Source organism: Cupriavidus sp. C3SS-1, from assembly GCF_057073755.1.
The window spans coordinates 2,101,839-2,121,351 of the sequence record NZ_CP172699.1; the positions used below are offsets into that span (position 1 = coordinate 2,101,839).

The 19,513-nt window shown below is 66.2% G+C and carries 16 protein-coding genes and 1 tRNA gene; 6 read left to right on the top strand and 11 right to left on the bottom strand.

Annotated elements, in window-relative coordinates; translation table 11 throughout:
• Nucleotides 1-45 precede the first annotated feature (45 nt).
• The 11 genes from carA to gloB all read right to left on the bottom strand — a co-directional run bounded on the left by carA (nt 46) and on the right by gloB (nt 14,260).
• Nucleotides 46-1,182, bottom strand: a complete 1,137-nt coding sequence (gene carA / locus ACIGJC_RS09710; RefSeq protein ID WP_483708574.1) for a glutamine-hydrolyzing carbamoyl-phosphate synthase small subunit — start codon at nt 1,180-1,182, stop codon at nt 46-48.
• A gap of 333 nt (nt 1,183-1,515) precedes the next feature.
• Nucleotides 1,516-1,926: a RidA family protein gene (locus ACIGJC_RS09715; protein ID WP_483708575.1), complete on the bottom strand. Its 411-nt coding sequence runs from the start codon at nt 1,924-1,926 to the stop codon at nt 1,516-1,518.
• Between the two features lie 39 nt (nt 1,927-1,965).
• A complete protein-coding gene (locus tag ACIGJC_RS09720) occupies nt 1,966-2,415 on the bottom strand; it encodes an acyl-CoA thioesterase (protein WP_483708576.1) in 450 nt (149 codons plus the stop codon).
• On the bottom strand, nt 2,412-4,088 hold the full coding sequence (locus ACIGJC_RS09725) for an AMP-binding protein (RefSeq protein ID WP_483708577.1): 1,677 nt from the start codon (nt 4,086-4,088) through the stop codon (nt 2,412-2,414). The genes ACIGJC_RS09720 and ACIGJC_RS09725 overlap by 4 nt, the downstream gene beginning before the upstream one ends.
• Nucleotides 4,089-4,138: 50 nt before the next feature.
• Nucleotides 4,139-5,305 (bottom strand): acyl-CoA dehydrogenase family protein, encoded by a 1,167-nt coding sequence (locus tag ACIGJC_RS09730; RefSeq protein ID WP_483708578.1) that lies wholly within the window; start codon nt 5,303-5,305, stop codon nt 4,139-4,141.
• A 33-nt stretch (nt 5,306-5,338) separates the two neighbouring features.
• Complete coding sequence (locus ACIGJC_RS09735; protein WP_483708579.1) at nt 5,339-6,190, bottom strand: enoyl-CoA hydratase family protein; 852 nt, start codon at nt 6,188-6,190, stop codon at nt 5,339-5,341.
• Between the two features lie 63 nt (nt 6,191-6,253).
• Nucleotides 6,254-7,054, bottom strand: coding sequence for an SDR family NAD(P)-dependent oxidoreductase (locus ACIGJC_RS09740; RefSeq protein ID WP_483708580.1), 801 nt, complete (start codon nt 7,052-7,054; stop codon nt 6,254-6,256).
• On the bottom strand, nt 7,054-9,423 hold the full coding sequence (locus tag ACIGJC_RS09745; RefSeq protein WP_483708581.1) for a bifunctional salicylyl-CoA 5-hydroxylase/oxidoreductase: 2,370 nt from the start codon (nt 9,421-9,423) through the stop codon (nt 7,054-7,056). The genes ACIGJC_RS09740 and ACIGJC_RS09745 overlap by 1 nt, the downstream gene beginning before the upstream one ends.
• A gap of 182 nt (nt 9,424-9,605) precedes the next feature.
• On the bottom strand, nt 9,606-11,498 hold the full coding sequence (locus tag ACIGJC_RS09750; protein ID WP_483708582.1) for a propionate--CoA ligase: 1,893 nt from the start codon (nt 11,496-11,498) through the stop codon (nt 9,606-9,608).
• Nucleotides 11,499-11,672: 174 nt separating this feature from the next.
• Nucleotides 11,673-13,331, bottom strand: coding sequence for a transglycosylase SLT domain-containing protein (locus ACIGJC_RS09755; protein WP_483708583.1), 1,659 nt, complete (start codon nt 13,329-13,331; stop codon nt 11,673-11,675).
• Nucleotides 13,332-13,459: 128 nt separating this feature from the next.
• Nucleotides 13,460-14,260 (bottom strand): hydroxyacylglutathione hydrolase, encoded by an 801-nt coding sequence (gene gloB, locus ACIGJC_RS09760; RefSeq protein WP_483708584.1) that lies wholly within the window; start codon nt 14,258-14,260, stop codon nt 13,460-13,462.
• 12 nt (nt 14,261-14,272) lie between these two features.
• Between gloB and ACIGJC_RS09765 the strand changes: the two genes are divergently transcribed.
• The 6 genes from ACIGJC_RS09765 (at nt 14,273) to ACIGJC_RS09790 (ending at nt 19,495) form a co-directional block, all read left to right on the top strand.
• On the top strand, nt 14,273-15,067 hold the full coding sequence (locus ACIGJC_RS09765; RefSeq protein ID WP_483708585.1) for a class I SAM-dependent methyltransferase: 795 nt from the start codon (nt 14,273-14,275) through the stop codon (nt 15,065-15,067).
• Between the two features lie 59 nt (nt 15,068-15,126).
• Entirely contained in the window at nt 15,127-15,564 is a 438-nt protein-coding gene (gene rnhA, locus ACIGJC_RS09770; RefSeq protein WP_483708586.1) for a ribonuclease HI, read from the top strand.
• Between the two features lie 31 nt (nt 15,565-15,595).
• Entirely contained in the window at nt 15,596-16,306 is a 711-nt protein-coding gene (gene dnaQ / locus ACIGJC_RS09775) for a DNA polymerase III subunit epsilon (protein ID WP_483708587.1), read from the top strand.
• 121 nt (nt 16,307-16,427) lie between these two features.
• A tRNA-Val gene (locus tag ACIGJC_RS09780) sits at nt 16,428-16,502 on the top strand.
• A 201-nt stretch (nt 16,503-16,703) separates the two neighbouring features.
• Nucleotides 16,704-17,315, top strand: a complete 612-nt coding sequence (locus ACIGJC_RS09785) for a hypothetical protein (RefSeq protein ID WP_483708588.1) — start codon at nt 16,704-16,706, stop codon at nt 17,313-17,315.
• A 230-nt stretch (nt 17,316-17,545) separates the two neighbouring features.
• Nucleotides 17,546-19,495, top strand: a complete 1,950-nt coding sequence (locus ACIGJC_RS09790) for a sensor domain-containing diguanylate cyclase (RefSeq protein WP_483708589.1) — start codon at nt 17,546-17,548, stop codon at nt 19,493-19,495.
• Nucleotides 19,496-19,513: the final 18 nt, after the last annotated feature.

Genomic DNA, 19,513 nt, shown 5'->3' on the forward strand with positions numbered 1-19,513 from the left:
TGTCCTTGTTCCCTGCTCGTCCCTGTTTCTCGAATGGCGCCGCGCTTACTTGCGCGCGTCCGCCATCATCTTCGTGAAGCGGTCGAACAGGTAAGCCACGTCGTTCGGGCCCGGCGACGCTTCCGGGTGGCCCTGGAAGCAGAAGGCCGGCTTGTCGGTCAGCGCGAAGCCCTGCAGCGTGCCGTCGAACAGCGACACGTGCGTCACGCGCGCGTTGGCCGGCAGGGTTTCCGCATCGACCGCGAAACCGTGGTTTTGCGACGTGATCATCACACGGCCGTCATCCAGGTCCTTGACCGGATGGTTGGCGCCGTGGTGGCCGGCCTTCATCTTCAGCGTCTTGGCACCGATGGCGAGAGCCATGATCTGGTGGCCCAGGCAGATGCCAAAGGTCGGGATGCCGCGCTCGATGAATTCGCGCGTGGCCTTGATGGCGTAGTCGCACGGCTCCGGGTCGCCGGGGCCGTTGGACAGGAACACGCCGTCCGGATTCAGCGCCAGGGCGTCGGCCGCGCTGGCCTGGGCCGGCAGCACCGTCACCTTGCAGCCGCGCTCGGCCAGCATGCGCAGGATGTTGAACTTCACGCCGTAGTCATAGGCGACCACGTGGAACTGCGGCTTGTCCTGCTTGCCGTAGCCCGCGCCGAGCGCCCATTCCGACTGGGTCCACTCGTACGGTTCCTTGACCGACACTACCTTGGCCAGGTCCATGCCGGCCAGGCCGGGGAACGAGCGGGCCAGGTCGATGGCCTTCTGCACATTGTCCTCGCCAGCCAGGATGCAGCCGTTCTGGGCACCCTTCTCGCGCAGGATTCGGGTCAGCTTGCGGGTATCGATGCCCGCGATCGCCACGACCTTTTCCTGCTTCAGGTAATGGCCGAGCGTGTGCTCCTTGCGGAAATTCGATGCCAGGATCGGCAGATCCTTGATGATCAGGCCGGCGGCATGGACTTTCGTGGCTTCAATATCCTCACGGTTGACGCCGTAATTCCCGATGTGCGGATACGTCAGCGTGACGATCTGCCGGGAATAGCTCGGGTCGGTGAGGATTTCCTGGTAACCGGTGATGGCGGTGTTGAACACCACTTCGCCGATGGTATGGCCGGATGCGCCAATGGAATAGCCACGAAAGACCGTGCCGTCTGCAAGCGCGAGAATGGCGGACGGAAAAGACGGTAACACGGGTAGGCTCCTGCTGGACTCACCCCGTGCCCGACCTGATCAACGCCTCGTGCCCCTGGAAGAGATCCGGTACGGCCGCACTGGCAAGGCTGCCATTGCGGCGCGACTCGGTCGCAGCGCGCTCTTTGCATCACATATTTCAATGCTGGCAACACTGCGCGGACGGGGGCGGCGGAAGGTGGAAAGCGGTTGGCGCTAGGGTGAAGGGTTCTGAAAGCGAAACTTTCGGATTATATCCCGCACCGGGCAATTTCTCAAGTTTTCAAGGACTTGCGTGCGGCACGGGCCATGCCTGCGCCGCCCCGTCCGCTCCCTGCCACCCCAGCATCCGCGTTAGGCAGCCGGCGGCACCACCGCCGTGACCTCGATCTCTACCTTGGCACGCGGCTCCACCAGGTCCGCGACCTCCACGGCCGTCATCGCCGGGAAATGCCGGCCGATGCTGTCCCGGTAATGCTGGCCGATAACCGGGTAAGCCGCCACGTATTCCGCCTTGTCCTTCACATACCACGTCATGCGCGTGATGTGCTCCGGCTTTGCGCCGCCCGCCGCGAGCACTGCGACGATATTGCGCAAGGTCTGGGCCACTTGCAGGCCGAAGTCGTCGGTCTCGAACTCGCACTGGCCGTTCCAGCCGATCTGGCCTCCGACAAAGATGAGCCGGCTGCCGGCCTGCATCTCTGTCATGATGCCGTTGGAATAGCCGCGCGGTGCGGCCCAGTCGGGCGGCTGCAGAATCTTCATGATTGCGTCCTGAGGTCTTGGTTACTCGAATAGTCTTCTTCAAATGCCCCGGCCGGCCGGTGCGGGCAGGCTGGCATCCAGGTACTGCGTCATGGCGTGCCGCACCGGGTCTGGCAACGGTCTTGGCGCGATCTCGCCCGTGTCGACGCAGACGAGCCGCTGCGTCACTTCCAGTCGCAAGCCGCCGTCGGGGCCAATGAACCGCACCTGCACCGTGAAGCTCGATTGCCCCAGCTTCAGCACGCGCAGTTCACGCGTGAGCGATTCACCCAGACGGCTGGGCGCGACGAAGCGGCAGTGCAGATCGGCGGTCGGTACGCCGGCATGCCCCGTACCGTGCATAGCACTGAAAGGCCAGTCCAGCGCCTGGGCAAACCAGTCTTCGATGAAGTCGTTGAGCATCTCGAAGTAGCGCGGATAGAACACGATGCCGGCGGCATCGCAATGCCCGAAGCGCACCAGCACGGCGTTGCGGAACACCTCGTTCATGGCTTGGCGGCCCCGGTCCCGCCGCCATTGCCCTGCTGCGCCAGCTGGCGCAGCCGGAAGCGCTGCAGCTTGCCGGTTTCCGTGCGCGGCAGCGCCGGCACGAAGACGATGCGCCGCGGATATTTGTATGGCGCGATCTGGCGCTTCACGTAGTCCTGCAGCGCAGCGCGCGTAGCGTCGCTGGCCTCCACGCCTTCGCGCAGCACGACGTAGGCCGTCACCACCTGGCCGCGCTCCGCGTCCGGCGCGCCGACCACGCCGCACTCCGCCACGTCCTTGTGCTGCATCAGCGTGCCTTCCACCTCGGGGCCGGCGATGTTATAGCCGGCGGAGATGATCATGTCGTCGGAACGGGCCTGGTAGAAGTAGTAGCCGTCCTCATCCATGTAGAACGTGTCGCCGGGCAGGTTCCACCCGGCCTTCACGTAGTTGGCCTGGCGCGGGTCGTCCAGGTAGCGACAGCCCGTCGGGCCGCGCACCGCCAGTTTGCCCACTGTGCCCGGCGGCACCGGCTGCATGTCCTCGTCGACGATCTGCGCGATGTAGCCCGGCACAACCTTGCCGATAGCGCCCGGCCTCACCTCGGCGCCCGCGCTCGAAATGAAGATATGCATCATCTCCGTGCCGCCGATGCCATCGGTCATTTCGATGCCCGTGGCGGTCTTCCACGCCTGGCGCGTTGCATCGGGCAGCGCCTCGCCGGCCGACACGCTTTTCTTCAGGCTGCGCAGGTCGTAGCGCGACGCCAGCGCGGCCATCTGGCGATAGAACGTCGGCGCCGTGCACACGATGGTCGCGCGGAAGTCCGCAATCAGTTCCAGCAGCGTATCCGGCGTGAGCTTTTCGGCCAGCACGGTGCTGGCGCCGATGCGCCACGGAAAGCACAGGATGCCGCCCAGCCCGAACGTGAAGGCGATCGGCGGCGTGCCGCAGAAAATGTCATCCGGCTCAGGCCGCAGTACGTGGCGCGGGAACAGGTCGCACATCGCCAGCACGTCGCGGTGGAAGTGAACCGTGCCCTTGGGCTGGCCGGTCGTGCCGCTCGTGAAGGCGATCAGGCATACGTCGTCGGCCGCCGTGTCGCAGGAATTGAACGTGTCCGGCTTGCCGGCCATCGCGGCTTCCAGCGAACCCTCGCCTGCGCCGTTGAAGTACAGCGCCTGGGTCAGGCTCGGGCAGTGAAACTCGCCACCGGCTTGCCGGTTCGCCTCCAGGTCCTCGTGCAGCCGCACATCGCACAGCGCCGCGGTGACCTGTGCCTTGTCGATGATTTGCTTGAGCTCCTTCGCGCGCAGCAGCGGCATGGTCGGCACGGCGATCAGCCCCGCCTTGATGGTCGCCAGCCAGCTCGCCGCCATCATGACGTTGTTCGGTCCGCGCAGCAGCACGCGGTTGCCCGGCACCAGGCCCATGTCCTCGGTCAGCACATGGGCGATGCGGTTGCTCAGCGCCGCAAGCTGAGCATAGGTGATGGTCTCCATGCCGCCGTCGCGCCGCTGGCGAACCGCCACGCGCTCGCCGCGGCCTTCGCGCACATGCCGGTCAACCAGTTCCACGGCGCAGTTCAGGCGCTCGGGGTAATCGGTATCCGCGTTGAAACGGAATTCCGGCCACGCCTGCGGCGGGGGCAGCCGGTCGCGGGCGAAGGTATCGAGATGGGCGGTGGTCGCCATGACTTGTCTCCTGTCTGCTGCGTCGCTGACTTGACGGGTGCCGTGCCGGCTCAGCCTGCCGCCGCGAGCGTTTCGCGCGCGATGATCAGCTTCTGCACTTCGGTGGCGCCTTCGTAGATGCGCAGCGAGCGGATCTCCCGATAGAGCCCTTCCACGCGCGTGCCGACCTTGACGCCGAGGCCGCCGAACATCTGCACCGCGCGGTCGATCACCTGCTGTGCGTTTTCCGTGGCCACCATCTTCGCCATGGCCGCCTCGCGCGTGGTGCGCACGCCCTTCACATCGCGCAGCCAGGCCGCGCGATAGGTCAGCAGCGCCGCCGCATCGATGGCAGTCGCCATGTCGCCGATGGCGGCTTGCGTGAGTTGCAGGTCGGCCAGCACGCCACCGAACATCGGCCGTGCGCGGGCACGGGCCAGCGCTTCATCAAGCGCGGCCCGGCCAAAACCGAGCGCGGCCGCCGCCACCGAGGCACGGAAGATGTCCAGCGTCATCATCGCCACCTTGAAGCCCTGCCCGGGCTCGCCGAGGCGGTTAGCCACCGGCACGCGGCAATTATCGAAGCGCAGCGTTGCAAGCGGGTGCGGCGCCATCACGTCGATCCGTTCGGCAACGCTCAGGCCCGGCGTGTCGGCATCCACCACGAAGGCTGAAATGCCGCGCGCACCCGGCGCCTCGCCGGTGCGCACGAACACGCAGTAGAAATCGGCAATGCCGCCATTGGAGATCCAGGTCTTGGCGCCATCGATCACATAGTGGCTGCCATCGGCATCGAGCCGCGCGCTGCATTGCATCGCCGCCACGTCGGAGCCGGCGTCCGGCTCGGACAAGGCAAAGGCTGCAATGGCCTCGCCGCGCGCCACGCGCGGCAGGTAGCGTTCGCGGATCCCGGCGCTGCCGGCGAGCGAAATTGCGCCGGAGCCAAGGCCCTGCATGGCGAAGGCAAAATCGGCCAGGCCATCATGGCGCGCCAGCGTTTCGCGCAGCAGGCACAGCGCGCGCGAATCGAGCTTCGGCAAGGCTCCGCCATGCTCGGCCGGCACGCAGTAGCGCAGCCAGCCGGCTTCACCCAGCTTGCGCACCAGTGCGCGGCAGGCGGCGTCGGTATCGCTGTGATCCACCTTCAGGCTGGCCGCGCACCACGCGTCCAGCTCGCGCTCCAGCAAACGGTGCGAGTCGTCGAGCAGCGGCAGGTCTAGATAGGTCTTGTCGGACATCGGGAATCCCTTTGGTTCGCGCTTCAGTCGCTGTCAGTCGCCTTCGAACACAGGCTTGCCCTTGGCGACAAAGGCCTCGTAGGCACGTCGGAAGTCACGCGTCTGCATGCAGATGGCCTGCGCTTCGGCTTCCGCCTCGATCGCTTCATCGAGACCCATATTCCACTCCTGGTGCAGCAGCTTCTTGGTCACGCCGTGCGCGAAGGTCGGGCCCGCGGCAAGTTGCGCGGCGAGCGCGTGCGCCTCGGCCAGGACCTTGTCCGGCGCATGCAGCGCGTTGAAGAAGCCCCACTGCAAACCCTCCTCGGCCGTCATCACGCGACCGGTGTAGAGCAGTTCGCTGGCGCGACCCTGCCCGATCACGCGCGGCAGCAGCGAGCATGCGCCCATATCGGCGCCGGCCAGGCCCACGCGCACGAACAGGAATGCGGTTTTGGCCTGTGCCGTCCCCACGCGCATATCGGAGGCCAGCGCCATCATCGCACCAGCGCCTGCGCAGATGCCGTCGATCGCACTGATGACAGGCTGCGGGCAGGCACGCATGGCCTTGACCAGATCGCCGGTCATGCGCGTGAAATCGAGCAGTTCGGGCATGCTCATCTTCGTGAGCGGTCCGATGATCTCGTGCACGTCGCCGCCGGAGCAGAAATTGCCGCCGGCGCCCGTGACCACCACGGTCTTGATATCGCTGGCATAGCACAGCGCGCGGAACAGGTCGCGCAGTTCGGCGTAGGAGTCGAACGTCAGCGGGTTCTTGCGCTCCGGGCGATTCAGCGTGATGGTGCCCACCTTGCCGTCGTCCGAGACGGACCACAGGAAGTGTTTCGGCTTGTAGTCCGCGAAGCTGCGCTTGTGGTGGCGCATATCGAGTGCGATATCGGTCATGTTCTCTCTCTGTCAGTTCGGTGGGCAACGCGATCCGCTGCCTGTTCGCTGGCGCTGCCGCGCTTATCCTGTCATTACTTCCCCGCCCGCCACGGCGATCGCCTGTCCTGTGATCGCGCTGGCCGACGGGCGGCACAGCCATGCCACGGCGTCCGCCACTTCGTCGGGCCGCACCAGGCGGCGCTGCGGATTGCGCGCGGCCAGCTCGGCGCGTGCTTCGGCTTCGGTGCGACCGGTCTTGTCGACGATATTGGCCACGGCGTCGCGCACGATGTCGGTCTCCGTATAGCCGGGGCACACCGCGTTGACGGTAATTCCGCTGCGCGCGGTCTCCAGCGCCAGCGCGCGCGTCAGGCCGATCACGCCGTGCTTGGCCGCGCAATAGGCGCTGACGTAGCCGTAGCCGACCAGTCCGGCAGTGCTTGCCACGTTGACGATGCGCCCCCACCCTGCCGCCGTCATGGCGGGCAGCGCGGCCTGCGTGCACAGGAAGGTGCCCGTCAGGTTGACGTCCAGCATGCGCTGCCACAGCGCCAGGCTGGTCTTGCCGAACGGCGCGCTGTGCGCCTGGCCGGCGTTGTTCACGAGCACGCTGACCGGACCCGCCTTGGACTGCGCAACGGAGAACGCGGCGGCGACGCTGTCCGCATCGCTGATATCCGCCGGGACCGCTGTCAATACGGCGCCATCGGCGAGCAGCGCACGCAGCTCGTCCGCAGCACGCTCCAGCACCTGCACATCGCGGCCCACCAGCGTGACGCTGGCGCCTTCAACCAACAGCCGGCGCGCAATGGCCGCGCCAATACCGCGGCCGCCGCCGGTCACCAGCGCGTGCCGGCCTTGCAGGGAATCGACCGCCATCATCAATGCTCCACCACGCCGCGGACCATGGCTGCGGCGCGATCCAGGTTGGTTTCGAGCTGGCGCTTGCCGGCTTCATACTGGCGCGGCCAGCTCACGTCGCGATAGCCAAGCTTGGCCGCTTCATGCAGCGTCCAGGCCGGATCGGCCAGGTGGGGGCGCGCCACGGCACACAGATCGGCACGGCCGGCCGCGATGATGCTGTCGACATGGTCGGCCTCGAAGATCGCGCCCACCGCAATGGTCGGGATATCCGCCTCGTTGCGGATGCGGTCGGCGAAAGGGGTCTGGTACATGCGGCCATACACCGGCGCCTGGTCGGGACTGACCTGACCGGACGAGCAATCGATCATGTCGGCGCCGGCCGCCTTGAAGGCCCGTGCGATCTCCACGGCATCGTCCGGCGTGATGCCGCCTTCGACCCAGTCGTGCGCGGAGATGCGCACCGAAATCGGCTTGTCCTGCGGCCACACCGCGCGCACCGCCGCGAACACTTCGAGCGGATAGCGCAGGCGGTTGGCCAGCGTGCCGCCATACTCGTCGGTGCGCTGGTTGGATAGCGGCGAGATGAATGTCGACAGCAGGTAGCCGTGCGCGCAATGCAGTTCGAGCCAGTCGAAGCCGGCCTGCGCGGCGCGGCGCGCGGCTGCGACGAAGTCATCGCGCACGCGGTCCATGTCGTCGCGCGTCATCTCGCGCGGCACCTGCGATTCACCGGGCAGGTAGGGGATCGGCGACGCCGACAGCAGCGGCCAGTTGCCCTGCGGCAGCGGATGGTCCATGGCCTCCCAGCCGAGCTGTGTCGAGCCCTTGCGGCCGGCATGGCCGAGCTGCATGGCGATGCGCGCATCGCTGTTGGCATGAACGAAATCGACGATGCGCTTCCAGGCATCGCGCTGCGCATCGTTCCACAAACCCGGGCAAGCCGGCGTAATGCGCGCATCGGGCGACACGCAGGTCATCTCGGCCACCACCATGCCGGCGCCGCCGAGTGCGCGCGAGCCAAGATGGACGAGGTGAAAATCTCCCGGCACGCCGTCCACGGCCGAATACATCGCCATCGGGGACACCACCACGCGATTCTTCAGCGTCACGCCCCGTATCTGGAACGGCGTGAACATGGGCGGCACCGGCTTGTCTTCACGCAGGCGCAGCGTCTCGGGCGACACGCCGGCCCGGGCTGCCAGCCAGTGCTCGAACTTCTGAACATAGCCAGCATCGCGCGCACGCAGGTTCTCGTGCGAGATGCGCTGCGAACGCGTCAGCAGCGAATAGGCGAACTGCTCGGGTTCCAGCGCCGCATAGCGCTCGACGTTCTCGAACCACTCGGTGGAATTGCGCGCGGCGTTCTGGATCTTCAGCACCTCGACGCCGCGGGTGGCCTCGTAGCGCTCCAGCGCCGCCGGCAAGGCATCTTGCGCGGAAGGGCCGGCGCTGGCGATCTCCATGGCCAGGTCGATCGAATCTTCCAGCGCCAGCTTGGTGCCGGAGCCGATCGAGAAGTGCGCCGTATGCGCGGCATCGCCCATCAGCACCACCGGCACGCGGCGGCCGTCGGGCAGCGTGTTCCAGTGCACCCAGTGCTTGCAGATCACGCGCGGGAAGCGGATCCAGTTCGCCGAGCCGCGCAGGTGGGTGGCATTGCTGATCAGCTTGTTGCCATCAAGATATCTGGCGAAGAGCTTCTCGCAGTACGCCACGCCCTCCTCCTGGCTCATCTGCTCGATGCCTGCAGCGCGCCAGACCTCTTCCGGCGTCTCCACGATGAAGGTGGAGGTGTTGTCGTCGAAGCGGTAGGCATGGGCCTGGAACCAGCCGTGCTCGGTCTTCTCGAACGCAAAGGTGAAGGCGTCGAACAGCTTGTGCGTGCCCAGCCAGACAAAGCGGCACTGGCGCGTGTCGATATCGGGCTGGAAGGTTTCGGCGTAGCGCGTGCGGATGCGGCTGTTCAGGCCGTCCGAGGCAATGACGAGGTCGGCCCGGTACTGCATGGCCAGCGCCTGGTCGTCGCTGACATCGGTCTCGAATACCAGCTTCACGCCGAGCGCTTCGCAGCGCGCCTGCAGGATATTGAGCAACCGCTTGCGGCCGATGCCGATAAAGCCATGGCCGCCCGAGCGGATGGTGCGCCCGCCAATGTGGATGTCGATGTCGTCCCAGTGGTTGAAGGCCTCGTTGATCTCGACGGCGCTGACCGGGTCGGCCTGCTTCAGGTTGTCCATGGTGGCGTCGGAGAACACCACGCCCCAGCCGAAGGTGTCGTAGGGGCGGTTGCGCTCCACCACCACGACTTCGTTGTCAGGGTCCTGCAACTTCATCAACAGGCCGAAGTACAAGCCAGCCGGGCCGCCGCCAATACAAAGCACTCGCATCTGTCGTCTCCGCCGTGCCGCCCGCCGCAGGCGGAAGCACACATCTAAATCAGGTCTAAATATTTTATACTTCAAATATTAGTCCGCATGCGCGGCGCGTGCAAGCCGAATTTGCGATGTGTCCTGACGGGCGCACACCGCAAGTTTCGTCGGTCTCCGTGGCGCAGCCTCGGAGGCTGCGCTCAACTCTTCAGGGCGGATAGCAACTGTTCCAGCGCGGCGGGATCCTCGATCGTGGTGAGATCGCCCGGATCGCGCCCTTCCGCCACGGCCTGGATGGCGCGCCGCAGCAATTTGCCCGAGCGCGTCTTGGGCAGGACGTTGACGAAGAAGACGCGCGCGGGGCGCGCCACCGCGCCAAGCTGTTGCTCCACCGTCTTCATCAGTTCGCCCTCGAACGCCAGCCGCGCCTCGGGCGTCGCGGTGCGCGCGGCGTCACGGGCAATGCAAAAGCCCATCGCCACTTGCCCCTTGAGCGCGTCCTGCACGCCCACAACGGCCACTTCGGCCACGCCTGCGTGCGATGACAGGCTTTCCTCGATCTCGCGCGTGCCCAGCCGGTGCCCGGCTACGTTGATGACGTCGTCGGTACGGCCGAGGATGAACACGTAGCCATCCTTGTCGCGCACGCCCCAGTCGAACGTCGAATAGCACTGCCGGTTCGGCACCGCAGACCAGTAAGTCCGCACGAATCGGTCGTCGTCGCCCCACACGGTGCTCATGCAGCCAGGCGGCAACGGGCCGTCGATGGCCACCACGCCCTTCTGCCCGGGTGCGCATTCTTCGCCCGTATTCTCGTCCACGATGCGCAGGTCATAGCCATAGGCCGGCACGCCCGGAGAGCCCAGCTTGGGCGGCAGCACCGCAATGCCGCGCTGGATGGCGATGATCGGCCAGCCCGATTCCGTCTGCCAGTAGTTGTCGACCACCGGTTTGCCGATGCCCTCCTGGATCCAGCGCGCGGTCGGCTCGTCGAGCGGCTCGCCGGCCAGGAACAGCAGCCGCAGGCTCGATAGATCGTATTTCGTCAGGAAGGCGGGGTCCTGCTTCTTCAGTACGCGGATCGCCGTGGGCGCGCTGAACATCAGGTTGACCTTGTACTTCTCGACCAGTCGCCAGAGGATGCCGCCGTCGGGGCGGATCGGCGTGCCCTCGTACATCAGCGTGGTCATGCCGGCCAGAAGCGGGCCATAGACAATGTAGCTGTGCCCGACAACCCAGCCGATGTCCGACGCTGTAAACATGGTGTCACCGGCCTTGCCGCAGAAGATGTACTCCATCGAGGTCGCCAGCGCCACCGCGTAGCCGCCGGTGTCGCGCTGCACGCCCTTGGGCTTGCCGGTAGTCCCTGACGTGTAGAGCACGTAGGACGGCTCGGACGATTCCAGCCAGACGCATGGCACTTCGGTATCGGCCACGCGTTCACGCCAGGCCGCGTAGTCTTCGTCGCGGCCCGCGACGCGCGGCATGTCGGCGAGTTGGCGGTCGACCAGCAGCACCTTCTCGGGCTTGTGCCCGGATAGCCGGATGGCCTCGTCGAGCAGTGGCTTGTACGGTACCACCTTGCCGGCCCGCGAGCCGGCGTCGGCGCTGACGATCACACGCGGCTGCGCGTCGTCAATGCGGGCCGCCAGGCTGACCGAGGCAAAACCGCCGAACACCACCGAATGGATCGCGCCGATGCGAGCGCACGCCAGCATGGCGAACGCCGCCTCCGGAATCATCGGCATGTAGACCAGCACGCGGTCGCCCTTGCGAACGCCCAGCCCTTGCAAGGTCGCTGCCATGCGGCTGACCTCGTCGTGCAGCTGGGCGTAGGTAAAGGTGCGCTCCTGCTCGGTCTCGGTCGACACCCAGACCAGCGCCGGCTGTTGCGCGCGCGTGGCCAGGTGCCGGTCCACGGCGTTGTGGCACAGGTTCGTGCGCCCGCCGACAAACCAGCGCGTAAAGGGCGCGCGGCTGTTGTCCAGCACTTGTCCGAACGGGGTTTCCCAATCGATGCGCTGTGCCTGTTCGGCCCAGAACCCCTCGGGGTCGGCCAGCGAACGGGCGTGCACGGCATGGCTTGCCGTCATGGCAGGTCTCCTCCGCGTCGTGCGGGTAGTTATCATCCCTGCTAGTTTGCCACCGGCACGGCGTCCTGTGCGCCCCTGGCAGACGGGCATGCGCCACATCGCACAGCGACGCCCGGGCAACAAAAAAAGGGGCGTGCCGCCGGCAACGCCCCGTTTTACCGTTCATGCCGCACCTTAGCGGGTCTTGGCGGCCTTGGAACTGCCCTTGGACGACGCCTTCACCGTCGGTGCAGCCTTGGCCGCCGAAGCACGCGGCGCTCCCGAACTCTTGCCGGCTGCCTGCCGTGGCGCGGCTTCCACCGTCATGCGCTTGCGCGCTGTGGCCTTGCCCCGTGCAGGCGACGACACCCGCACCACTTCGGGCCTGTCGGCAGCCGGCTCTGCACGCGCGGCCCTGACCGCCCCGCGGGCGCGGACCGGCACCATCAGCACAAGACTTTGTCCCGCCACCAGCTTGGTGCCGGACAGCTTGTTCCACGATTGCACCTGACCAGTCGACACGCCGTAGCGGTGTGCCACCGAGGTGACGGTATCGCGGCGGCCGGCGCGCACCACTACGCGGCGGGCATCGGGCAGGTCGGGCTCCATCGCCAGCATGGCGCTGTCGGCCAGCGTCGCGCTGATGTCCTGGTCGTGGGGGCCCGAGCGCGGGATCATCACCGTCGAGCCAGCCTTCAGCCGCATGCCGCGCGGAATGCTGTTGATCTCGCGCAGCGTGTCCGGGTCAATGTTCAGGCGCGCCGCCAGCGCTTCCACGCGCTCGCGGTTGTCCACCGTCACCGCGGTCCAGCTCGACAAACCGCCACGATAGGTGTTCAGGTTGTACTGGAAGCGTTCGGCGTTATCGAACGGCAGCAGGATCTGCGGATTCGAAGCGCCCAGGATGACCGGCTGGTTGAACGACGGGTTCAGCGCCTTGAATTCTTCCAGCGACATATTGGCCAGCTTGGCCGCGAGCTTGACGTCGATATCGCGGCTCGTGGTGACCGTGACGAAGTACGGATGGTCCGGGATCTCGGGCAACCGCACGCCGTAGGCCGCCGGGTTGGCGATGATATTCTTGACCGCCTGCAGCTTGGGCACGTAGTAGCGCGTCTCGTTGGGCATCGTCAGGCTGGCATAGTCCGTCGGCAGGCCACGCGCCTGGTTGCGCGCGATCGCGCGCGACACCGCCCCTTCACCCCAGTTGTACGCCGCCAGCGCCAGGTGCCAGTCGCCGAACATGTCATAGAGGCGCTGGAGATAATCGAGCGCCGCGTCGGTCGAGGCCAGCACATCGCGGCGTTCGTCCCGGAACATGTTCTGCTTCAGGTTGTAGGACTTGCCGGTGCTCGGAATGAACTGCCACATGCCCGCGGCCTTGGCGCTCGACTGCGCCTGCGGATTGAACGCGCTTTCGACGAACGGCAGCAACGCCAGCTCGGTCGGCATATTGCGCCGCTCCAGTTCCTCGACGATGTGATACAGGTAGCGGCTGGACCGGGCTACCATGCGCTCCATGTATTCCGGGCGTTGCGCGTACCACTGCGTGCGGTCATCCACCAGCGTGCCTTCCAGGTCCTGCATGGCGAAGCCCCGGCGGATGCGGTCCCAGATATCGGCGGACGGGCCGCGCAGCCAGTCCAGGCCGGGCTGATCAGCGTTGATCTTCACGGCGCCAGGCGCGACGGTCTTGTCGGCGCTGAGCGAGTTCAGCGGATCCTTGCCGCTGCGCGAGGAAGTCAGGGCGGTCGGGACGCCGGACGCATCGGCGCCGGGCGGTGTGGGCGTGCTGGCGCAGGCAGCCAGCAGCGCCACGCTTGCAAACACCGCCAGTAATCGACCAAATTTCATTAAATTCTCGAATTGTGACGCTAAAAGGTTGCGTGATGCTAAAAAAAACAGGCTTTCGCGTCAATGAGATTTTCCAGTGGCAAGGCTATGAATCCGGCGAACCGCCTCGAGCCCTGTCGTGATGCTGTTCATCGGAAATTGTCTTTCCAGCCCCGCAAGGCGCCAAAAGCCTCCGCATCGCCGGCTACGCTGCCTCCCTGCGCCTGCACGGCCGAACGCACCGCGGGCTCGCGCGAACGCAGGAACGGATTGACCTCGCGCTCCAGCGCAATGGTGGAGGGCACGGTCGGCTGGCCTTGCGCGCGCAAGGCCTCGACGCGCGCATCCCAGGCCGCCAGCGCCGCATTGCCGGGCTCGACCGCGCGCGCAAAGCGCACATTGCTGCGCGTGTATTCGTGCGCGCAGTAGACACGCGTTTCGCCCGGCAGCGAAGCCAGCTTGTCCAGCGACGACAGCATCTGTGCCGGCGTGCCTTCGAACAGGCGGCCGCAGCCGGTGGCGAACAGGGTATCGCCGCAGAACACGACTGGCCCGGCGCCGGTCAACTCGCCGACATAGGCGACGTGGCCTGCGGTATGGCCCGGCACATCGAGCACGCGCAGTTGCAGCGCGGGCGCCTGCAACGTCACCGTATCGCCTTCGCGCACAGCCTGCGTGCGCGCGCCGATACGCTCGCCTGCCGGCCCGATCACGGGCATCGGCTCGCCGTCGGGGCCAGCCGGGTGCGAGGCGAGCAACGCCGCCACGCCACCCTGGTGATCGCCATGGTGATGGGTGATTACAATAGCGCCCAGAGCCAGGCCTTTGTCCACGAGGAACCGCTCCACCGGCGCCGCCTCGCCGGGATCGACCACGGCGGCAGTGCGGCCGTCGTGGATGGCCCAGATATAGTTATCCTGAAATGCCGGGATCGGCTCCACCTTCAACATGCGTGTACTCCTATGGCTGACCGTCCGATTGTAAGCTGGGAAGACTGGCTGGCTTCGCCTCCCGGGCAATACATGCTCCGGTGGGAGGCTCAGCAATACGACCGGATCGTGACGGATATCTTCGGCTATCACGCGGTCCAGATGGGCCTGCCCGTGATCGACACCCTGCGCGAAAACCGGATGCCGTTTTCGGCGCTCGCGCTCGATCCGGCCAGCGGCCCCCACGGGCCGCGCGCGGCGCATCCTGATGCGCGCCAGTTGCTGTGCCGGTTCGACGAACTGCCATTCGATACGCAGAGCATAGACCTTGCCACCCTCCCCCATGTACTCGAGTTCGCCGAGGACCCGCACGAAGTGCTGCGCGAGGTCTCGCGCGTGCTGATGCCCGAAGGCCGTGTCGTGGTGACCTGCTTCAACCCGATGAGCCTTTGGGGTGCGCGCCAGGGCCTGAACCGGCTTGGCGCCATGCCGTTCCTGCCCACCGATGCGCAATCGATCGGCTTCGTACGCATCAAGGACTGGCTCAAGCTGCTGGGCTTTGACATCATTCGCGGCCGCTTCGGCTGCTACTGCCCGCCCTACCGCACCGACCGCTGGCTGCAGCGCGCCAATTTCATGGAAAAGGCCGGCGACCGCTGGTGGCCGATCTTTGGCGCGGTGTACATGATTTCCGCGGTCAAGCGCGTGCGCAATATCCGCCTGGTCGGCCCGGCCTGGAAGACCGCCAAGGCCGCCCTGACGCCGGTGGCCTCTCCGGTGGCGACCCCGACCGGCACACACGGCAAGACGCCCGGCGACGACTGCTGATCCCGGCGCGCACATCAACCCTGCGGCAGCCCTGGACGGGCTGCCCTGACGAACGACACATGCAAGAAGTTACGATTTATTCCGATGGCGCCTGCAAGGGCAATCCCGGCCGTGGCGGCTGGGGCGCCGTGCTGGTGGCCGGCACCAGCGAAAAAGAGCTGTTTGGCGGCGAGGCCAACACCACCAACAACCGCATGGAGATGACCGCGGTCATCGAAGCGCTGCGCGCGCTCAAGCGCCCTTGCATCGTGCGCGTGTACACCGACTCGCAGTACGTGCAGAAGGGCATCAGCGAATGGCTGCCAGGCTGGAAGGCCCGCGGCTGGAAAACTGCCGACAAGAAGCCCGTGAAGAACGCCGACCTGTGGCAAGTCCTCGATGATCTGGTGCAGCCGCACCAGATCAGCTGGCACTGGGTACGCGGCCACAATGGCCACCCGGGCAACGAGCGGGCCGACGCGCTCGCCAACCGCGGCGTCGAATCGCTCAACGCCTGAGCCGGTCCGCCGCTCCGCTAGAATGCCCGCCATGCGACAAATCGTTCTCGACACCGAAACCACCGGCCTGAATGCCGCCAGCGGCGACCGCCTGATTGAAATCGGGTGTGTCGAACTGGTCAACCGGCGGCTCACGGGCCGTCACCTGCACTTCTACGTCAATCCCGAGCGCGATATCGACGAGGGCGCCGTGGCTGTCCACGGCATCACCATCGACTTCCTGGCCGACAAGCCGAAGTTCGCGGAGATCGTCAACGACGTCCGCGACTTCGTGCGGGGCGCCGAGCTCATCATCCACAACGCGCAGTTCGACCTGGGCTTCCTGGACATGGAATTCCGCCTGCTGGGGCTGCCGCCGTTCCGGGGCCATGCCGCCAGCGTGATCGATACCCTGCTCGAAGCACGCCAGATGTTCCCCGGCAAGCGCAATTCGCTCGATGCCCTGTGCGACCGGCTTGGCGTGAGCAACGCGCACCGCACGCTCCACGGCGCCTTGCTCGATGCCGAGCTGCTGGCCGAGGTCTACCTGGCCATGACGCGCGGCCAGAACTCCCTGGTCATCGACATGCTGGACGGCACTGAATCCGCGGATGGCTCCGTCGCGGATTCGGACCTCTCGCACCTCAACCTGACCGTATTGCGCGCCAGCGAAGAAGAAACGACTGCGCATATCGGCGTGCTCAAGCAGCTGGACAAGGCGAGCGGCGGCAAGACCGTCTGGCAGGAAGCCGCTACGGCGTAAGGTGGCCCGGCACCCGCCCCTGAAAAAATCTGGCGCAAGGGCTTTACAAGATACAAGAAGGTCTGCATAATCTCGTTTCTCAGCTGCACGACGAAAGTCAACGCGGTAGCGACGCAGCCTGGGGTGGTTAGCTCAGCGGTAGAGCACTGCCTTCACACGGCAGGGGTCACAGGTTCAATCCCTGTACCACCCACCAGATTCAGGAAAGCCAGCCTTGTGCTGGCTTTTTTCATTCCCCCCCACCCTCCCCGTTCTCCCGCAACACCCCCGTTCCGACTAAACGGCGCCGTCTCATTCCGGCATGATCGCCGCGCCGATACGGTAGTCAGCTCCAACAACCATCTGGAGCCGGCTCATGCCACACGTTTCGCCTCACGCCCTTTCGCAGGCGCCCGCCATGCAAGCGGCATTTACCTGGTCTGGACATTCCCCCGTGTCACCCGGCTGGTTCGAAGTCCGCCCGGTACGCGTGCCTCGCGACGCCAGGCCTGTCTATGACGAAGACCTCGACTGCATCACCGGCTACCACCGCGCCTTTGGCCGCACGGCCTTGACCTATGACTTGCTGGGCAGCTTCGTGGCGATCGATGAATCATTGGAAGCCAGTCCCGACCGGCCCGCCCTGCCCCACCTCGCCGTGGGCGCCCTCTGGCAGCCAGCGGCCCAGGGCATGACGCGCGCCGGCTTCCACGCCGAAGGCGCCGCGCTCGATGCGCGCACATGCGGCAAGCTGCGCGAGCGTTTCATCCGGCTGTCCCGCCTGCCGCTGCATTTCTCCGTGGAGGCCTTGGCGGATATGCAGCAAGCCGAGCGCTTCGTGCCTTTGCATATCCTGCGGCTCGCGATCCGATGCGGCTGCCGTGATGCGCCGGAGAGCGGCAACGAAGCCACCGTGCGCTATACCGCCGGCATCACGCGCCGGCGTGAGCCCGCGCTGCTGGAGCTGTTGGTCCGGCTCGGCGACCGGGTCATCCTGCGCATCCGCCAGTGGCCCGTCGGCGCGCGCTGATCGCCGAGAATACCGTCGCGCAGTTGCCACCATTGCGCCGTCAGAGTGCAGCAAGCCCCACAATGCCCGACCACAACCGTCGGCGCCCATCGCGATGATGACGACATCTGCTACGCTGGCGCCTGGTTCCGTACAAGAAGGGCGGGGTCGTCAATCCATATCCCTGGGACCGGAAACGGGTCAGTGCGCAGAAGAACAAACACATCATGCGTCACTCAATAAAACTGCGAATGGCGGTGGCAACCGCCATGGTGGTTACGTTGATCATCGTGCTGCGGGCCTTCGCTTCGCAGTACTACGCTTACGACGGCCTGAAGGCGCTGCAGCAGAGCCATCAGGACACCATGGTCAGGCTGGTCGCGGAGGAGCTCGACGAGAAGTTCGAGAACCGGGCCACCATCCTGCGCCAGATGGCCCACCAGTTCGCGCCTGCGCTGGGCAATCGCCCGGCCGAACTCAAGCGCATCGCCAGGCAGATGCCTGACCTGTCAGTCATGTTCAACGCCGTGTTCCTGGCGGGCCCGACCGGCGATTTGATTTTCAGTACAGCGGTGCCGGACGGCGTACACATCAACGTGGGCGAGCGCGACTATTTCCGCGCGATCGCCAATGGCGCCCCGCTTGCGGTGTCCGACCTGCTGCAGGGCAAACTGACCAAGGCGCCCGGCGTGGTACTTGCCGTTCCGCTGCGCGGGCCTGACGGCGAATTGCGTGCGGTGGTCGGCGGCGTCATCAACCTGTCGCTGAACAATTTCCTGCAGGAACTGGCACGCAGCCCGGTTGGTATCACCGGCACCTTTTGCCTGGTTTCCGCCGGTCCCAATCCGCGCTACGCCATGCATCGGGATGCCGCGAAACTGCTGACCCCGGCCAGGGCCGTCGGCGAGAACTGCGGGGCCGAGCAGCCCGAAACGTTCTGGGAGCCCATCCGCCCGCGCCAGCCGGTTATTGCGCGCTATCTGCTGGAATCCAATGGCTGGGAACTGGTGTCAGTGCTGCCGGCCGCCGAAGCCTACGCCCCGCTGATCGAGGCGCGCCGCCGCGTGCTTGCCATTGCCGCGGCGTCGCTCGCGGTCGCAGCCGCGTCGATGTGGCTGGTGATGGTGTGGCTGCTCGCGCCGCTGCAGCGGCTGCACCGCGCGGTGCGCCGCGTCGCCGCCAATCCCGCCGCCGCCTCGGAACTGCCGGTCGGCCGCGACGACGAGATCGGCGAACTGTCAGCGACCTTCGCCGATGTCATGCACCAGCTTTCCGAGCGTGAAGCGGCACTAAAGGCTGCCAAAGACCACGCCGCCGAGAGCGAGAAGCGCATCGAGGCGATTGCCAACCACGTGCCGGACTTTGTCTCGTTCGTCGACATGAACGAGCGCTTTGTCTTCGTCAACCAGGCCTATGCGCGCCACTTCGGGCTGCCGGCGCAGCAGATCATCGGCCTGTCGCTGCGCGAACTGTGGGGCACCCAGGCCTACCTGGCCTCGCGCCCGTACCTGGAGCAGGCCTTTGCCGGCAACGCGGTGAAGTTCACGCGCGAAAGTCCGGACGGATCGGAATGCGTGCAGATCACCTGCCAGCCGGCCTGGAACGATGCGCAAGACACCATCCACGGACTGCACCTGTTCGCGCGCAATGTCACGAGCGAGCGCCAGAAGCTGCGCAGCCTGGAAGCGCAGACCATGTCCGACCACCTGACCGGCCTGCTCAACCGCAAGGGCTTCGACCGGCGTTTTGCCGAAGCGCTGGCACGCGCCGACACCGGCGGGCGGGCGGCAGCGCTGCTGCTTGTCGACCTGGACGACTTCAAGGCCGTCAACGACGGCTACGGGCACGCCATCGGCGACCGCCTCCTGATTGCCTTCGCCCAGAGCCTGACCCGCAGCGTGCGCAAGGAAGACGCCGTCGCCCGCATTGGCGGTGACGAATTCGCGGTGATCCTGGAGAACGTCAACGATATCCGCGCGGTCGAGCGTATCGCCAACGCCATCGTGCAGACGGCGCTGGCACCGCTCGTCATCGATGGGCAGGCGCATGCCGCCACCGTCAGCGTCGGCTCGGCCATTCACCGGCCCGGACAAGGCATGTCCGTCAGCGAACTGTTCATGCGGGCGGACATGGCGCTTTATGAAGCCAAGCGCCACGGCAAGGCGCGCTATGCGGCCCCGCTGGCGGACACGCCCGCGTAGCGAAGGTCAGCCGGGGCC